Source organism: Anaerocolumna jejuensis DSM 15929 (assembly GCF_900142215.1).
Lineage (GTDB): Bacteria > Bacillota > Clostridia > Lachnospirales > Lachnospiraceae > Anaerocolumna > Anaerocolumna jejuensis.
Window position 1 is genome coordinate 19,092 of sequence record NZ_FRAC01000027.1, and the last position, 14,664, is coordinate 33,755.

The 14,664-nt window shown below is 41.7% G+C and carries 14 protein-coding genes; 5 read left to right on the top strand and 9 right to left on the bottom strand.

All coding sequences use genetic code 11. The features are described 5' to 3' along the window. Positions 1 to 2: 2 nt before the first annotated feature. Both BUB77_RS22115 and BUB77_RS22120 read right to left on the bottom strand, forming a co-directional pair. Positions 3 to 629 carry an ECF transporter S component gene (locus BUB77_RS22115; protein WP_073279190.1) on the bottom strand — a complete coding sequence of 209 codons (627 nt, stop codon included), beginning with the start codon at positions 627 to 629 and terminating at the stop codon, positions 3 to 5. Between the two features lie 189 nt (positions 630 to 818). Then, positions 819 to 1,118 carry a hypothetical protein gene (locus BUB77_RS22120; RefSeq protein ID WP_073279191.1) on the bottom strand — a complete coding sequence of 100 codons (300 nt, stop codon included), beginning with the start codon at positions 1,116 to 1,118 and terminating at the stop codon, positions 819 to 821. A gap of 416 nt (positions 1,119 to 1,534) precedes the next feature. Between BUB77_RS22120 and BUB77_RS22125 the strand changes: the two genes are divergently transcribed. The 3 genes from BUB77_RS22125 (at position 1,535) to dcd (ending at position 3,650) form a co-directional block, all read left to right on the top strand. Continuing rightward, positions 1,535 to 2,407, top strand: coding sequence for a serine hydrolase domain-containing protein (locus BUB77_RS22125; protein WP_073279192.1), 873 nt, complete (start codon positions 1,535 to 1,537; stop codon positions 2,405 to 2,407). 78 nt (positions 2,408 to 2,485) lie between these two features. Then, entirely contained in the window at positions 2,486 to 3,034 is a 549-nt protein-coding gene (gene rfbC / locus BUB77_RS22130; RefSeq protein ID WP_084124604.1) for a dTDP-4-dehydrorhamnose 3,5-epimerase, read from the top strand. A gap of 97 nt (positions 3,035 to 3,131) precedes the next feature. Continuing rightward, on the top strand, positions 3,132 to 3,650 hold the full coding sequence (gene dcd / locus BUB77_RS22135; protein ID WP_073279193.1) for a dCTP deaminase: 519 nt from the start codon (positions 3,132 to 3,134) through the stop codon (positions 3,648 to 3,650). 316 nt (positions 3,651 to 3,966) lie between these two features. Here the strand turns inward: dcd and BUB77_RS22140 are convergent, their stop codons facing one another. The 4 genes from BUB77_RS22140 to BUB77_RS22155 all read right to left on the bottom strand — a co-directional run bounded on the left by BUB77_RS22140 (position 3,967) and on the right by BUB77_RS22155 (position 6,503). Then, positions 3,967 to 4,632, bottom strand: a complete 666-nt coding sequence (locus BUB77_RS22140) for a zf-HC2 domain-containing protein (RefSeq protein ID WP_073279194.1) — start codon at positions 4,630 to 4,632, stop codon at positions 3,967 to 3,969. Continuing rightward, entirely contained in the window at positions 4,632 to 5,102 is a 471-nt protein-coding gene (locus BUB77_RS22145) for an RNA polymerase sigma factor (RefSeq protein ID WP_073279256.1), read from the bottom strand. The genes BUB77_RS22140 and BUB77_RS22145 overlap by 1 nt, the downstream gene beginning before the upstream one ends. Positions 5,103 to 5,178: 76 nt before the next feature. After that, entirely contained in the window at positions 5,179 to 5,736 is a 558-nt protein-coding gene (locus BUB77_RS22150; protein WP_073279195.1) for a hypothetical protein, read from the bottom strand. 215 nt (positions 5,737 to 5,951) lie between these two features. Then, positions 5,952 to 6,503: a TetR/AcrR family transcriptional regulator gene (locus BUB77_RS22155; RefSeq protein WP_073279196.1), complete on the bottom strand. Its 552-nt coding sequence runs from the start codon at positions 6,501 to 6,503 to the stop codon at positions 5,952 to 5,954. 209 nt (positions 6,504 to 6,712) lie between these two features. Between BUB77_RS22155 and BUB77_RS22160 the strand changes: the two genes are divergently transcribed. Continuing rightward, positions 6,713 to 7,471: an EFR1 family ferrodoxin gene (locus tag BUB77_RS22160; RefSeq protein WP_073279197.1), complete on the top strand. Its 759-nt coding sequence runs from the start codon at positions 6,713 to 6,715 to the stop codon at positions 7,469 to 7,471. Positions 7,472 to 7,606: 135 nt separating this feature from the next. On the opposite strand, the gene BUB77_RS22165 is transcribed toward BUB77_RS22160, so the two are convergent. Together BUB77_RS22165 and BUB77_RS22170 are read right to left on the bottom strand one after the other, a co-directional pair. Continuing rightward, positions 7,607 to 9,568 carry an adenine deaminase gene (locus BUB77_RS22165; RefSeq protein ID WP_073279198.1) on the bottom strand — a complete coding sequence of 654 codons (1,962 nt, stop codon included), beginning with the start codon at positions 9,566 to 9,568 and terminating at the stop codon, positions 7,607 to 7,609. A 251-nt stretch (positions 9,569 to 9,819) separates the two neighbouring features. Beyond that, a complete protein-coding gene (locus BUB77_RS22170) occupies positions 9,820 to 12,258 on the bottom strand; it encodes a glycoside hydrolase family 94 protein (protein ID WP_073279199.1) in 2,439 nt (812 codons plus the stop codon). 380 nt (positions 12,259 to 12,638) lie between these two features. Between BUB77_RS22170 and BUB77_RS22175 the strand changes: the two genes are divergently transcribed. Continuing rightward, positions 12,639 to 13,367 carry a protein kinase family protein gene (locus BUB77_RS22175; RefSeq protein WP_073279200.1) on the top strand — a complete coding sequence of 243 codons (729 nt, stop codon included), beginning with the start codon at positions 12,639 to 12,641 and terminating at the stop codon, positions 13,365 to 13,367. Positions 13,368 to 13,469: 102 nt separating this feature from the next. On the opposite strand, the gene asd is transcribed toward BUB77_RS22175, so the two are convergent. Further along, complete coding sequence (gene asd / locus BUB77_RS22180) at positions 13,470 to 14,555, bottom strand: aspartate-semialdehyde dehydrogenase (RefSeq protein WP_073279201.1); 1,086 nt, start codon at positions 14,553 to 14,555, stop codon at positions 13,470 to 13,472. Positions 14,556 to 14,664: the final 109 nt, after the last annotated feature.

The following is a 14,664-nucleotide window of genomic DNA, read 5'->3' on the forward strand; positions in this document are numbered from 1 at the left end:
TATTATACTCTGCTCTCTCTGGCAGTTCTTTTAACAAAGGCATCCAGTGCCCTTGCAATTGCTGTTCCGATTAAAAAGCAGGTAATTGCTTCTACCAGACCGTTAATTCCTACAAATGCAATCACAAACTGGATTACATTCCCGCCTCCAAGGCTTTCTGCAATGCCCTGGATATAATCACTGCGGTAGAAAAATGCCAGAAGGGCTGTCATAAAGAATAAGGTGTTCATTAAAGGACCGCAGAGGCTTGCCACAGGATACGCTGTTTCCTTTAAGCCTCCCTTTCTCAAGGCCCTAAAAATAAGGCCTGTAAGCCATCCCATCAGAAGGCGGGGTATCAGGCAGACGATAAAGGTAGCTGACGGATTGATGTTAAGAAGGGCCGCCCCAAAAGGACTCAATCCAAAGCACTGGATAAAGCTCGTGATGCCGAATACTCCGCCAAGAAATGCTCCGGCAGCAGGGCCTAACACAATAGCTCCTACCGTAACAGGTATGACAATGAGCGTTATTTCCAGACCAAAGGTTTTAATATATCCGATAGGTGTAAATGCCATTAAAAGAATAATGGCAGTCAGTATTGCCAGTTGGGTTAATTTCTGTATATTTACTCCGGTTTTTGTTCTCATAAGATTTCCTCCTGATTCTCTTATTATTCTTCGTTTTTCTAACAATTATGTTTCCCAGTCCTCTGTTATTGTTTTATTTTTATCTTAACATCCATGAAGCTCACAGTCTTTCCTGCAAAATCAACCTGCCTTCCGATTATTTTCTGCTTTAATTGGCTTTAAAATATCCTTGCTTTTTCATCCTGCTTTTTAACAGCAAAAAACGCTGTCCGCCCTTGGGATTACCGGTAACCTTAAGGCATAACAGCGTTTTCTATTTATGTAACTTTGCTGTTTACGCCAAGGCGCAGCAGCAGAAACTAAAAATTCACTTAATAGCTTTCCTTTAGTTCCCGCCGTACTTATCACCCGGTCAAGACTGTTAAGATTCCTAAAACAATAAACAGAAGTGCCTTCCAATCCTGCCCTTGTTCTACCGCCCCGGCTGCCGGGTACAATGAACGGTTTCAGAATGGAATAACAGGAAAAAGGTGTGACCCTTTCTTCCATGTCAGCTCCTCCTTCTATTTTTGTTCTTTTATTTTATCCGCATTTTATAAAAATAGCAAGTAAAAATATTAATTCGGATATCTAAATTTCAAGTTTATTGAATGTATACTTGGGATATAAAAATACACTCAGCTCCATGAAAGTCGCTTCGTTGCATTTTTATATCCCAAGTATACATAGGCGGAAGCTGAGATTAACTTTTGATACCCGAATCAATAATTAATGAAAAATACAAAATATTTTCGAATAAATCCGATGGTGTTTTATAGCCAATTAATGTATAATGACAGCAATACGAACAGTAAGTAAAGGAAACCTGAGGTACATATGGGTATCAGGCTGAATCATTGCTTTTTCTGCATATTAATAAGATACAATCCTAGATTCATGGATTGAAATTCAGAAAAGAGGTTGCCATGTTTAAAGATTTTATCCAAAAGGTGAAGGAAAATACTTGTCCTGTTTACGGAATAGAAATTTTTTATCAGGGACAAGTTGTGGATAAATATGATTTTGTTCCGGAAATACGCCATCCCATCTATTCTGCAACTAAGGCCTTTACTTCAACGGCGGCAGGTATAGCAGCAGAGGAAGGAAAATTTTCAATAGAGGCTCCTATCTATGATTACATAAAGGATGAGCTTCCGGAGGATATCACAGAGGAGCAGTTAAATACCTTGCGCAGAATCAGCATAAAGAGACTGCTCACCATGTCGGTTCCCGGATATCCCTTCCGACCGGAGGGGGATAACTGGCTGGATTTTTCTTTAGCCTGTCCTGTTCCAATTTCTGAACCGCCGGTTTTTCATTATTCCAATATACCGGCCTATCTGGCCGGCGTCGCTGTGGAAAAGGCTGTTGGCGAACATCTTATAAAATATCTGGATACCCGGTTATTCCAGCCCCTTGGCATTGAAAATCCGGAGTATATGAATTGCCCTTCGGGTCACTTTTACGGTGCCTCCGGCATGTGCCTGACGGTAAATGAATTGAGCAGGCTGGGACAGTTATACCTGCAGAACGGAGTATACGGCCAAACTCAAATCCTTTCGGAAGACTGGGTGAAAGATGCCACTGCAATCCATCAGATGAACCGGGAAGGCGGTTATGGCTATTTTATTTGGAAATACAAAAACGGCTACCGCATCAGCGGCAAATGGGGAAAAAGGTGCTATGTGTTTCCCCAGCAGCAGCTTATGATAACCTATCTGGCAGATACCGGGGAAGGCCCTGATATTGCTTTACTTGCCATGGAGCAGGAGATCCTTCCTGGCTATGGGATATCATAAGGTTAATATGAATAATCCCGGCTATGATTTTAGCCTTATAAATTACATTAAAAAATCTGACCAGCGGAGGAATGGCAAATGTTGAAAATCACACCCACAGACTTACCGGAAGTTATGGTATTAGAATACGAAAAGTATATTGAATCCAGGGGCTTTTCCTATTCAAATTTCTCGCAAAGGGAATTAAAGGAGGCCGGAATACAAACAGACTTTATAGAGGAAAACGTATACTGTCCCAAAACAGCAGGCACACTTTATGGAATTCACTTTCAAAATAATCCCATGGCACAGGCAAAGCTTTTGTATTGCACAAAGGGGCGGGGCCTTGATTATGCCGTGGATTTAAGAAAGGCTTCTAAAACCTATAAACAATGGATCTGCGTGGAATTATCTGCCGAGAACCGAAAACAGCTGTATCTTCCAAAAGGATTCGGCCATACCTTTTTGTCCCTGGAGGATGATACAAATGTTGTAATGAAAATCGACTGTTATTTTAATCCGGAATACAGAAGAGGGATTGCGTGGAATGACCCGGATATCAATATTAAATATCCCATAGATAAGCCCATATTGGCACAGCATGATATAGACGCACCCTTTTTAAAGGACAGTGATTGTAATTTATAATTGTAAAAAGAGGTTATTTAACATCAATGTAAGCATGACATTAAATAATTTTTCTGTAAATGGAATTCTGTGCAGTAAATAAAAAGGAGACGATATCATGATATTATCAGGGAAAGAAATTCTAAAGCAGATAGGAAAAAATATCATCATTGAACCATTCGATAAAGCAAGAATCAACCCCAACAGCTATAACCTGACACTTGCCAATGAGTTATTAGTATATGAAAATGACATTCTGGATATGAAAAAACCAAATCCCACCTCCAGATTGATTATTCCAAAGGAAGGCTTACTTTTAGAGCCCAACCGTTTATACCTGGGGAGGACTAATGAATTTACCAGTACCGATAAATACATACCAATGCTTGAAGGGCGCTCCTCAACGGGCAGATTAGGTTTGTTCATACATATAACCGCCGGCTTCGGTGATATTGGTTTTTCCGGCTATTGGACCCTTGAAATATTTTGCGTACAGCCGGTAAGAATATATCCCGGTGTTGAAATATGCCAGATATATTATCACGATATTACCGGGGACTATGATTTATATAAAAGCGGAAAATATCAGAATAATAACGGAATTCAGCCAAGCTTGATGTATAAGGACTTTGAATAAAAAGTTTCAATTGCTTCCGGTTATGGAGAAACTTCTCAGAAAAGCGGACGAATGGGCGAGACGCAGAATACCGGCAGGATACAGCCTCGTCATGTGTAATCAAAATAATTGTTGTACCTTCTTTATTCAGCAACGGGAACAACCGCATGATTTCTGTGCCAGTATTATGGTCTAATACACCCGTAGGCTCGTCTGCTAAAACCATGTCTGGCTCTTCTGCAATGGTCACTGATATGACTGGTGAAAATAGGTTTCGTTACAAAAAAGGTTAAAAAATAAGCGCGCCATTTTGGCACGCTTAAAAGAAATCCGTAATTTACTTGCTCCAAAGCAGAACGGAACCCTGCGTTTCCTTAGTTAACTCTTCTGCCGATAAGTTTTCTAAACCGTTGTGTTCTCCTGTGAAGTAATAAATATTATCAATTTCCCCCGCCCCTTTTTCTTCGTAGGCCAATACGTATTCGGAAAAAGTTCTTGAATTGGACGCGACCACATCATCCCACAAGGATGTGGAAAGGTAGAAATACACATTGGTTTCGGTCTGTCCGTTTTTATTTACCGTAACAAGGATAGAACTTGCCTGTGTGTAGGTATTCCCCGAAAGACGAGCGATTAAATCGCCGTCTTTTTGTAAAATCTTAATATTATCCTTATATTCAATCACTACTGTTTTGTTTTCCATATATACGAAAGTCCAGAAAGACAGGGATAGAACGATTGCAATAGACAGGACAGCGGTCAACACCCTCTTGCATAAAATTTTCTTTTTGACGGCTTTCAGGGAAGCTGCTTTTCGCACTTCTTCCTCGTTGCTGTTATGTCCAATCTGCAAAGAATCGGATGCCTGCAGGCTCTGATAATAAGCCCGGCAGCTTTCGCATTCATTTAGATGTTCTCTTATCGCGTCAGCACTTTCCGTACTGCACACTCCGTCGTGGTATAGCGGAAGCAGGTCTAATATGATGCTGCATGGATATTTCATTACAGTTCCTCCTTAATCTTTATTTTTGCCCGGTGATAAGTGACGCGGGCCCAGTTTTCTGTTTTTTCAAACAGTGATGCAATCTGTAAAAATGATAGTTCTCCAAAAGTACGCAGCCAGAATACTTCTTTGTAAGGTTCATCTAATGTGTGAAGTATCTTGTGAATAGCAAAGGCGGTGTCGTGATTTACCAAGGCTTGTTCAAAATCGCCGCACGCTTCAAGGTTGTCCGTAGATTGTTCGCTGCGGCGTTGATTTTGAGTTTCCAATGTCAGGAACGTATTTTTTGCGATTTGGCAAAGCCATACGCTTAATTTACATTCGCCTCTAAATTTATCAATATTTTTTAATGCCTTAAAAAAGGCTTCCTGTGTAATTTCCTCGGCTACATTTTTGTCATGGCACAAAGTCAGGACATATTTATAAACAGCCGAATAGTACTCGGAGTATATTGCGTCAAATTCTTTCACTTCACCACCTCGCTTTCTTATAAGACTATCAAGATCTAATTCCGTTACAAACAAAATAAAATATCTTCCGTCCTGTTTATTTCCGCTTGTTTGTGTCTTTCGTTCTTAAAGGCTTCCCAGTGAATAAAACAACCGCTGTTAAGATTGCAATAATAATATCTGAAAGTCTGATTTTATCAAACAGCATGATAGAAACGGTTAACATAACGAGTATGATTCCAATCGCTAATAGATTTGCTACCCATCTGCCCCCCTTGGCATACCATGTGATATATGCAAATATGGGGGAGAAAAAAGAAAACACGCTCCATCCATAGATAAAAGCCCACGAATATGTACTGCCTGTCAACTCGGCTGTAAGATAGTACGTTGCAAGCATACCTATACAAAACAGAAAAGCATTAACACTTGCTCTTTTCGGGGTACTGCTATATACCGCAATTATCGTTCCAAACAGTATCCATACCGACATTTGAGAAAAAATATTTCCGAGATTGTTTGTATGAATATCTAATAGTTTTATTGAAACACCCAAGATTAAGCCAATAATCAATACTCCTATTGAGTGTACTATTTTCTTGCCGATGGGCACATTCTTGTTTACTGCTCTAATTTTATTCAAGTATCGGATCATAGTCTTTTCTCACTTTCACTGTTTGTATATAGGTTGGATTATTCGGGTCAGGCTCTATCTGTTTTCACAGTTTGCTGATATATCCTATAATATTATTGTCATCATCAATAATTAAAACTCTATTTTGCACGGGTTTCCCTCCTGTAAGCTAATTCGAGTTTCCGAATAACGATTTTTATTCCAGCCCGCCATAAGGCGGTTCAAGGTTGCTTGTTTTACTTAATTTGTGCTGCCATATTAAAGATTATTTCGGCCATTTCATTTGCCGATTTGTTTAATCCGGATTTCAGCCAGTGCTGTATCAGACCGACACTTCCATTTAGCACAAATATAAAATAAAACTCCTTTGTAGATGAAGGTGGTGCCAAAGCCATTAATTCGCATTTCTCATATATCATCATAAATAGCTCTTTTTGGAACTGAACATCCCCCCGTTCGCTAAGCAATATCTGAATATACTTGTTATTGTCCGCAATGTATTGCAAAAGCTCCTGGATAATCTTTATGATATTGCTCTTGTCTATTGGGTCGTGAAGGCTGCTGACAGCATTGCCTACCGATAACAGAACATCCGCTTCAATTTTATGAAGAAGGTCATTTGGGTCGGTATAATGCGCATAAAATGTTGTCCTGTTAATATCCGCTTTTACGCAAAGCTCCTTAACGGTTATTTGAGAAATGTTCTTTTGCTCCATTAATTCCATTAGCGCGTCTCGCAAAACCATCTGTGTATATTGAGTTTTTCTGCTCTGTTTTAATTCCTTCATAAGCGACCTCCTAATCTTATCAAATTAATTTATATAATTGCATGCAAAACAGACACATAGGAGTAATTTGTTGCTAACACAACAGATTTAAAACATCTGCAGGTTGCAAAAACGACACCATGATGTTATTGTAATTTTATTATTCCAAATTGTCAAGAGTGCCCTGGGATAAGAGCTTCTAAGTGCCTATTTTGAAAGGAGTGTATTGAATGATTTTATATTTTTCTGCCACAGGTAACAGTCAATATGTTGCAGAGCAAATTGCGAAGGAAACAAAGGATGAAATCGTTTCATTAAACCTATTAATGAAACAAAATAAACAAGATGACCTTATTTCAGATACCAAACCATTTGTATTTGTTTGTCCCACCTATGCATGGAGGTTACCACGGGTAGTGGAGGAATATATAAGAAAAACCACTTTTAAGGGAAGCCGCAAAGTATACTTTGTTTTGACTTACGGAGGAGAAACCGCAAGTGCAAGCATTCATGTGAAAAAACTTTGCCAATATAAAGGCTGGGATTTACTGGGGTATGCACAAGTCATGATGCCGGATAATTACCTTCTCCTGTTTCCTGGTGTTGATAAGGCAACGGCAAAAGAAATAAATAAAAAAGCGGAACCTTTGATCCATCAGATCTTAGTGGATATCCGTAATGGAAATCATTTTTCTGCAATGGATGAAAACGGTGTTGTCAGCCGATTGAAAAGTGGTTTCATAAACGGCATATTTTATAGGTTTTTGGTAAATGCCAAAGGATTTCATATTGAAGAAGCGAAATGTGTTAGTTGTGGCAAATGTGCAGAGCTATGCCCATTGAACAATATTACGTTAACTGATGGTAAGCCCCTATGGGGAAATCACTGTACCCATTGCATGGCTTGTCTTCATAGATGTCCCACAGAAGCAATTGAGTACAAAAAAAAGACGCAGAACAAGCCAAGATATTTTTTTGACAACAAATAGATGGTTTTCTGTTTCCATCTAACAGGAAGGCAGGAAGCCTCTGGCATATACTGTTAAAATCTAAGAAAGAGGACAACGATCGTACATGTTTGTCCTCTTTTTCTTCTATTCCGGCAGCAGTCCGGTAAATGCTCTTTAAAAGTACACAGGCAGGATTTCCTGGGTTTCGGCATCGGCAAGACCCTTGGTGGTAAGCTTAATCTTGGGAATTACCGAGAGGGAGAGAAAAGCCAGGGTCATAAAGGGGTCGATTCCTTCCCTGATGCCAAGCTTATAGGTCTCCTGCTTTAACTTTTCAAGGATTTTATCCACAGCCACAGCACTTTCTTCACTCATTAATCCACCGATGGGAAGAGGTAATTCACCAAGTACCTTTCCAGCCTTTACTACCGCCAGCCCTCCGTTGTTGGCTCTGACACGGTTAGCCGCAAGGCTCATATCCTCCTCTGTGGTCCCTGCTACGATGATGTTATGGGAATCATGGGCAATGCTGGAGGCAACAGCTCCTGCCTGCAAGCCGTACCCTTTCATAAGTCCAATACCGATATGCCCGGTATTTAAGTGCCGTTCTATCACCGCAAGCTTGATAATATCCTCCGGTACCCTGATTCCTGAGAGGTAGTTTTCCTCCTCCTCACAGGGGAGTATCAGTTCCTTAGTTATTAGTTCACCGGGAATAAGCTCCATGATTCTCTTAAAGCGTCCCTCACCCTTAAAATAAAAATCCGAGGGCTTTAATTCCCTGCAATGAATGGACTGGAAGATTTTCTTTCTGTCTTCCGCCAAAAGGCTATCGGTTCCTGAAAGCTTTCCAGAAGAACCTTCTCCTGGACCTCCTTCACCTACTGCTCTTCCGTCCTTTTCAATAAATATTTCGTCCTTTTCGCCAAGCTTTCCTTCCTTTGCAACAAGCTTTCCTTCCTTTTCAACGAGCTTCCCTTCCTTTGCGACAAGCTTTCCTTCCTTTTCAATAAGCTTCCCTTCCTTTGCGACAAGCTTCCCTTCCTTGTAAACCGAATCCACAGTAAAATGAACCAAATCCTTTAATATTACCATATCCGCATAATAGCCCGGTGCGATGGCTCCCCTGTTTTTAAGGCCGAAATACTGAGCGGGGTGCAGGGTTACCATTTGTATTGCCGTAACCGGATTGGCTCCGTATTCCACTGCCTTACGAAGTAAATAATCCAGATGCCCGGTGCGTATCAGGTCTCCCGGATGCCGGTCATCCGTTACTAACATACAGCGGTTTGAATAAGGGGGCTTTAAAAGGTCTTTCAGGCTTTCCATGTTTCTGGCCGCTGTGCCTTCCCTTATCATAATCCACTGGCCTCTTCTGAGCTTTTCAAGGGCCTCTGCTTTTTCACTGCATTCATGGTCCGATTCAATTCCGGCGGTGCAGTAAGCATTGACCTCCTTTCCCTTCAGACCCGGCGCATGCCCATCTGCTATTTTCCCATACCGCCTTGCCAGCTCCAGCTTTTTTATTAATTCCCTGTCCCCTCTCACAATTCCCAAATAGTCCATTACCTCCGCAAGTCCCAGTACTCTTTCCTCACCCATGAATTCCAACAGTTCTTCTGCCTGTATCACTGCTCCGGATTCCTCCAGGGGGGTTGCCGGCACACAGGACGGAAGCATGATGCAGACCGTGACCGGAAGCTCTTCCGACTCCTTTAGCATATACCGGAGACCTGCTTTTCCTGCTACATTGACAATTTCATGGGGATCGGTAATAACGGAAGTAGTACCATGGGGAACTACAGCCTCTGCAAAGGCTTTCGGTGACAGCATGGAGCTTTCAATATGAATATGTCCGTCCAGAAAGCCCGGCGCAATAAATTTATTGCGGCAGTCAATAACCCTTGTCTGAGATTTATCCGGTAATTCTTGCTGTGCATACCGACCGATTCCCACTATCCTTCCCTTATAAACAGCCACATCCCCAAATTCCAGCTCTCCGGTAAATACATTTACAATGCCGGCATCCTTTAAAATCATGTCCGGCTGCTTCTTCCCGGCTGCTGCCTGTATCCTCTCCTGCTGCTGGACCACAGACTGCCTGAATTCCTCCGATTGCAAAAAAGATAATTCCATTCCATCCGCCTCCTTACCGGGACATTCCCTGCTTAATAATTTCTTAGTAATATTATTTGATTTTTAAATACTATATTACTCAAGTTTCCGTAGAATTGTCAAATAAATCTTTATTACTTTGATACAACTGCTGCGCCATTTAATATTCTTATATAAAACAAACCCTTCCGGCAAAGCTGCAAAAAAGCCCGGAAGTCCTTTAACAAAGGCTTCCGGGCTTTTTATATTGTTGTCAGACAGTACTTATATACTTACCCCATAGTAACGGTAACTTCGTGTACCTTTCCGTCACCTGCATAAGGGATTACGGCTGAAGCGGCCTCTTTCCCATCTACCAAAAGGCTCTTAACACCCTTGGATACATGCTCAGGATTCTTAACAGTGATCTTATAGGTATCTCCTCTGAATCTTCTGGTTACCTGATAGGTATCCCAAGCCTTCGGAATAGCCGGGTCAACCAGGATGCCGTCATAATCCGGCTTGATTCCCAGGATATACTGGGTAATGGCTACGAAATTCCAGGAAGCGGTACCGGTTAGCCAGGAATTCTTTGCCTCGCCGAAGCGCTTTGCATCCTTGCCAGCCACCATCTGGGAATATACATAGGGCTCCATACGGTGTATTTCACTGTATTCCTCCGTATAAGCCGGGGCAATTCTGGTGTAGTAATCAAAGGCCTTATCCCCTCTTCCCGCAACTGCTTCCGCGCACATAATCCAGGCATTGTTATGGCAGAAGATTCCGGCATTTTCCTTGTAGCCGGCAGGATAGGTTGATATTTCGCCGTATTCTACATAGTATTTGGTAAAGGCAGGATTATTCAGTACAAGGCCGTATTTGGTTCCAAGCCGCTCCTCTACCGCATCCAGTGCCTGAATGGCCTTGCCGTCAGAAAGCCCCAGACCGCCCATAATGCAGAGTCCCTGGGATTCAATAAATATCTTGCCTTCCTCACATTCCTTGCTTCCGACCTTTTTCCCAAAGTCATCGTAGGCCCTTAAGAACCATTCTCCGTCATAGCCGTGCTCCATAACGGCCTTTTCCATCCTGCTTATTTCTTTTTCTGCCCTTATGCTCTCTTCCACGCTGCCGGATTTCTTCATAAGCTCGGCATATTCTTTACCGATATAGACAAACATTCCCGCTATCATAACGGATTCCGCTACCCTGCCGTCCTTACTGGTACTTGTCTGGAAGGATTCACCAGGTTCCATGGAAAAGCAGTTTAAGTTTAAGCAGTCATTCCAGTCTGCTCTTCCGATAAGCGGCAGTCCGTGAGGCCCCAGATTGTTAATGACATGGTCAAAGGATCTCTTTAAATGTTCTGCTAAAGGAGCAGCCTTGCTTTCATCGTTATCAAAGGGAGTGGATACCTTAAGAATACTGTAATCTCCGGTTTCTTTGACATAAGCGACCACTGCCAGAATGAGCCAGAGAGGGTCATCGTTAAAGTTTCCGCCGATTTCGTCATTTCCCCTCTTGGTAAGAGGCTGATACTGATGGTATGCTCCGCCGTCCTCCAGTTGGGTGGACGCAAGGTCTATAATACGCTCTCTTGCCCTGTCCGGTATCTGATGGAGGAAGCCAAGTAAATCCTGGTTGGAATCACGAAATCCCATTCCCCTTCCGATTCCGGATTCAAAATAGGAAGCACTTCTAGATAAATTAAAGGTTACCATGCACTGATACTGGTTCCAGATATTTACCATACGGTTTAACTTGTCTTCCCCGGAAACCAGTGTATATCTGGAAAGCAGATCATCCCAGTAGTCTGTTAATCTCTTTAACGCTTCGTCTGCTTTCTCTGCCGTTGCGAATTCTTCCAGCATTTTGTGGGCTTTCGTCTTATTGATTACATTTTTGGATTCCCACTTATCCTCCAAAGCATTTTCCACATAGCCTAAAATAAAGACTAATTCCTTTGTCTCGCCGGGCTTTAAGCTTATATCCAGGCTGTGGGAGGCGATGGGTGACCAGCCGTCAGCCACTGAATTTCTGGACTTTCCTTCTAGTACGGCTTCCGGATTATCAAAACCGTTATAGGTTCCAAGGAAGCTCTCCCTGTCGGAGTCAAAGCCTGTGACAGGAGCATTTACGGAAAAGAAGGCATAGTGGTTGCGTCTTTCCTTGTATTCGGTTTTATGATAAATGGTAGAACCCTCTATCTCCACTTCACCGGTATTAAAGTTCCTCTGGAAATTGGTCTGGTCATCCTGGGCATTCCACAGACACCATTCTACAAAAGAAAACAGGGTTATATTCTTATCGGAATCCCCCGTATTTTTAACTACAACTTTATGTACCTCTCCGTTAAAATCAATGGGTACAAAAAAGGTTATTTCTGTCTCAATGTTATTTCTGCTGCCGGTTATTTTCGTATAGCCCATACCATGGCGGCATTCATAGCGGTCCAGCTTCTTTTTTACCGGTGCAAATCCCGGTGACCATACATCCTTGTCATCATAGATATAATAGTAGCGTCCTCCGCCTAAATCCAAAGGCACATTGTTATAACGAAAGCGCGTGATTCGCCTTAACTTCGCGTCCTTGTAAAAGCTGTATCCTCCCCCTGTGTTTGAAATAAGTGAAAAGTAATCCTGTGTTCCAAGGTAATTAATCCAGGGATAGGGGGTAGATTCTGTGGTAATGACATACTCTTTCCTGGCATCATCAAAATATCCGTACTGCATGCTGTACACTCCTTTACATTAATCCTTTTTTAGCAGCGATAGTCACTAAACTTTCGTATCTGCACTACTTTTTTTAAATCATAAATTCATAAACCCACTATACACCCATTATAGCTTATAGAACTGGCTATTGCAACAATTACATTAAGCAATACGGCCTATCCGATGAAACAATTTGCGAAACTTTCGTAAAGGTATGGTAATATGACTTATTATCTCTTGAATGTGAAAATCGCCTGATATCTGCTTAGCCGCCCATTATTTCTATTCATTTTTCACGAATATTTTAGAATTAATTTCTTTTTTTATTGATAAAATTGTGGTAAACTACCCATAGTAATTCTATTAATATATTATCCGGAATGGAGAGATTAGCCATTATGAATGAATATAAAAAAAAAGATTCCACACTGGATGATAACGCTGCCATCTATGTTCCCAGAGAGGAAAAAAGTGAAAAACAGAAGCTAAAGGAGATGAATTTTAAGGAAAAGGTCTCTTACTTTAAGGATTATTACCTTGTAAAGACTATTATCGGACTGGCAGTCCTGGGGTTTGCCACATATTTCATATACACAGTCGTGACTCCTAAGCCCGAAACCCTTCTGGATGCGGCAATTGTCAACTATACTTTCTCCGATGAAACGATAAATAAGGTATCTGAGGACATGAACAAAATGCTGGTAAAGGATCCAAAGAAAGAAAATATCACCATTGATGCCTCCTTTTATCTGGGTAACGGAACTGACACCTCGGAATATACAATGGGAAGCCAGCAGAGACTGCAGACCTACATGTTTTCCGGAGAGATTGATGTTGTTATTGCACCGGAATCCGTCTTTCAGACCTTTGCCACCTCCGGTTATTTAGACAAATTAACTGAAGTCCTTCCTACAGAGTTTATAACCAGCTTTACCGATTCCATCTTTAACTCAACCACCTCGGACAACCCCGTTTCCGGTGCTTATGGAATCTATCTGGACAATACGGCATTATTTAAGGATGTCTCCAATACCTCAGACAGACCTGTCCTTGGAATCCTGGTAAATTCCAAGCATAAGGATAATGGCGTTGAATTTATCAAATATTTATATGATTACAAGAAATAAAGCAGTTGTTTTTTTGTGGGATAAAAAATAAGCTCCATACCTTTCTGACGCGGCCCTGTTATTCAGACAGCGGCGTGTACATTAAAAGTATGGAGCTTATTTTTATTCTTTTGCTGTGATATAGTTCTTTGCCGTCAGAAGCTCTGCAATCAATACTGCTCCTCCTGCGGCTCCTCTTAAGGTATTATGTGAAAGTCCGACAAACTTGTAATCAAATACAATGTCTTCCCTTAAACGTCCCAGAGAGATTCCCATTCCGCCTTCATAATTCCTGTCAAGTTTGGTCTGGGGGCGGTTATCCTCTTCTAAGTACTGAATAAACTGTTTTGGTGCCATAGGAAGGTTTAATTCCTGGGGAATGCCCTTAAAATCCTTCCATGCCTTTAAGATTTCCTCTTTGGCAGGCTTCTTCTCAAAATTCACAAAGATGGCAGCGGTATGTCCGTCTGACACCGGCACTCTGATACATTGGGTTGTGATAACGGGATTTACAGCTTTCTCAAGCTTACCGTCCACTATCTTTCCAAAGATTTTCAGCGGTTCCTGCTCACTCTTTTCCTCTTCTCCGCCGATAAAGGGAATGACATTATCCAGCATTTCCGGCCATTCGGCAAAATTCTTTCCCGCTCCGGATATTGCCTGATAAGTGGTGGCTACTACAAGCTTGGGCCCGAATTCCTTCAGAGCGTAAAGGGCAGGTGTATAGCTTTGAATGGAACAGTTTGGCTTGACAACGATAAAGCCCTTCTCTGTTCCCAAACGTTTTCTTTGATAAGGAATCAGTTCTAAATGCTCAGGGTTTAATTCCGGTATTACCATGGGTACATCAGGAGTCCATCTGTGTGCGCTGTTATTGGAAACTACCGGTGTTTCAGTCCTGGCATATGCTTCTTCAATGACCTTGATTTCTTCCTTGGTCATGTCCACTGCACTGAATACAAAATCGACCTGGCTGCTGACTTCCTTCACATCGTTTACATTCTTTACAATAATATTCTTAACAGCCTCAGGCATTGGAGTAGTCATTTTCCATCTGTCACCGACAGCCTCTTCATAGGTTTTTCCCGAACTTCTGGGACTTGCAGCGATAACAGCTACTTCAAACCATGGATGATTCTCCAATAGTGATACGAAACGCTGGCCTACCATACCGGTACCGCCAAGAATACCAACTCTTAACTTACTCATAAATACCTCTTTCCGGCAATCCACCTTGTACTAACACCTATGCATATCGCATACCTGCGATACAGCCCTAATAAGAAGTGCGGAACATTGGTTCCTGTCTTAGCGTCTG

Excerpts from the sequence above, each read along its gene's own strand:
- BUB77_RS22115 (WP_073279190.1), bottom strand. The coding sequence starts at position 629 with ATGAGAACAAAAACCGGAGTAAATATACAGAAATTAACCCAACTGGCA.
- BUB77_RS22120 (WP_073279191.1), bottom strand. The coding sequence starts at position 1,118 with ATGGAAGAAAGGGTCACACCTTTTTCCTGTTATTCCATTCTGAAACCG.
- BUB77_RS22125 (WP_073279192.1), top strand. The coding sequence starts at position 1,535 with ATGTTTAAAGATTTTATCCAAAAGGTGAAGGAAAATACTTGTCCTGTT.
- rfbC (WP_084124604.1), top strand. The coding sequence starts at position 2,486 with ATGTTGAAAATCACACCCACAGACTTACCGGAAGTTATGGTATTAGAA.
- dcd (WP_073279193.1), top strand. The coding sequence starts at position 3,132 with ATGATATTATCAGGGAAAGAAATTCTAAAGCAGATAGGAAAAAATATC.
- BUB77_RS22140 (WP_073279194.1), bottom strand. The coding sequence starts at position 4,632 with ATGAAATATCCATGCAGCATCATATTAGACCTGCTTCCGCTATACCAC.
- BUB77_RS22150 (WP_073279195.1), bottom strand. The coding sequence starts at position 5,736 with ATGATCCGATACTTGAATAAAATTAGAGCAGTAAACAAGAATGTGCCC.
- BUB77_RS22155 (WP_073279196.1), bottom strand. The coding sequence starts at position 6,503 with ATGAAGGAATTAAAACAGAGCAGAAAAACTCAATATACACAGATGGTT.
- BUB77_RS22160 (WP_073279197.1), top strand. The coding sequence starts at position 6,713 with ATGATTTTATATTTTTCTGCCACAGGTAACAGTCAATATGTTGCAGAG.
- BUB77_RS22165 (WP_073279198.1), bottom strand. The coding sequence starts at position 9,568 with ATGGAATTATCTTTTTTGCAATCGGAGGAATTCAGGCAGTCTGTGGTC.
- BUB77_RS22170 (WP_073279199.1), bottom strand. The coding sequence starts at position 12,258 with ATGCAGTACGGATATTTTGATGATGCCAGGAAAGAGTATGTCATTACC.
- BUB77_RS22175 (WP_073279200.1), top strand. The coding sequence starts at position 12,639 with ATGAATGAATATAAAAAAAAAGATTCCACACTGGATGATAACGCTGCC.
- asd (WP_073279201.1), bottom strand. The coding sequence starts at position 14,555 with ATGAGTAAGTTAAGAGTTGGTATTCTTGGCGGTACCGGTATGGTAGGC.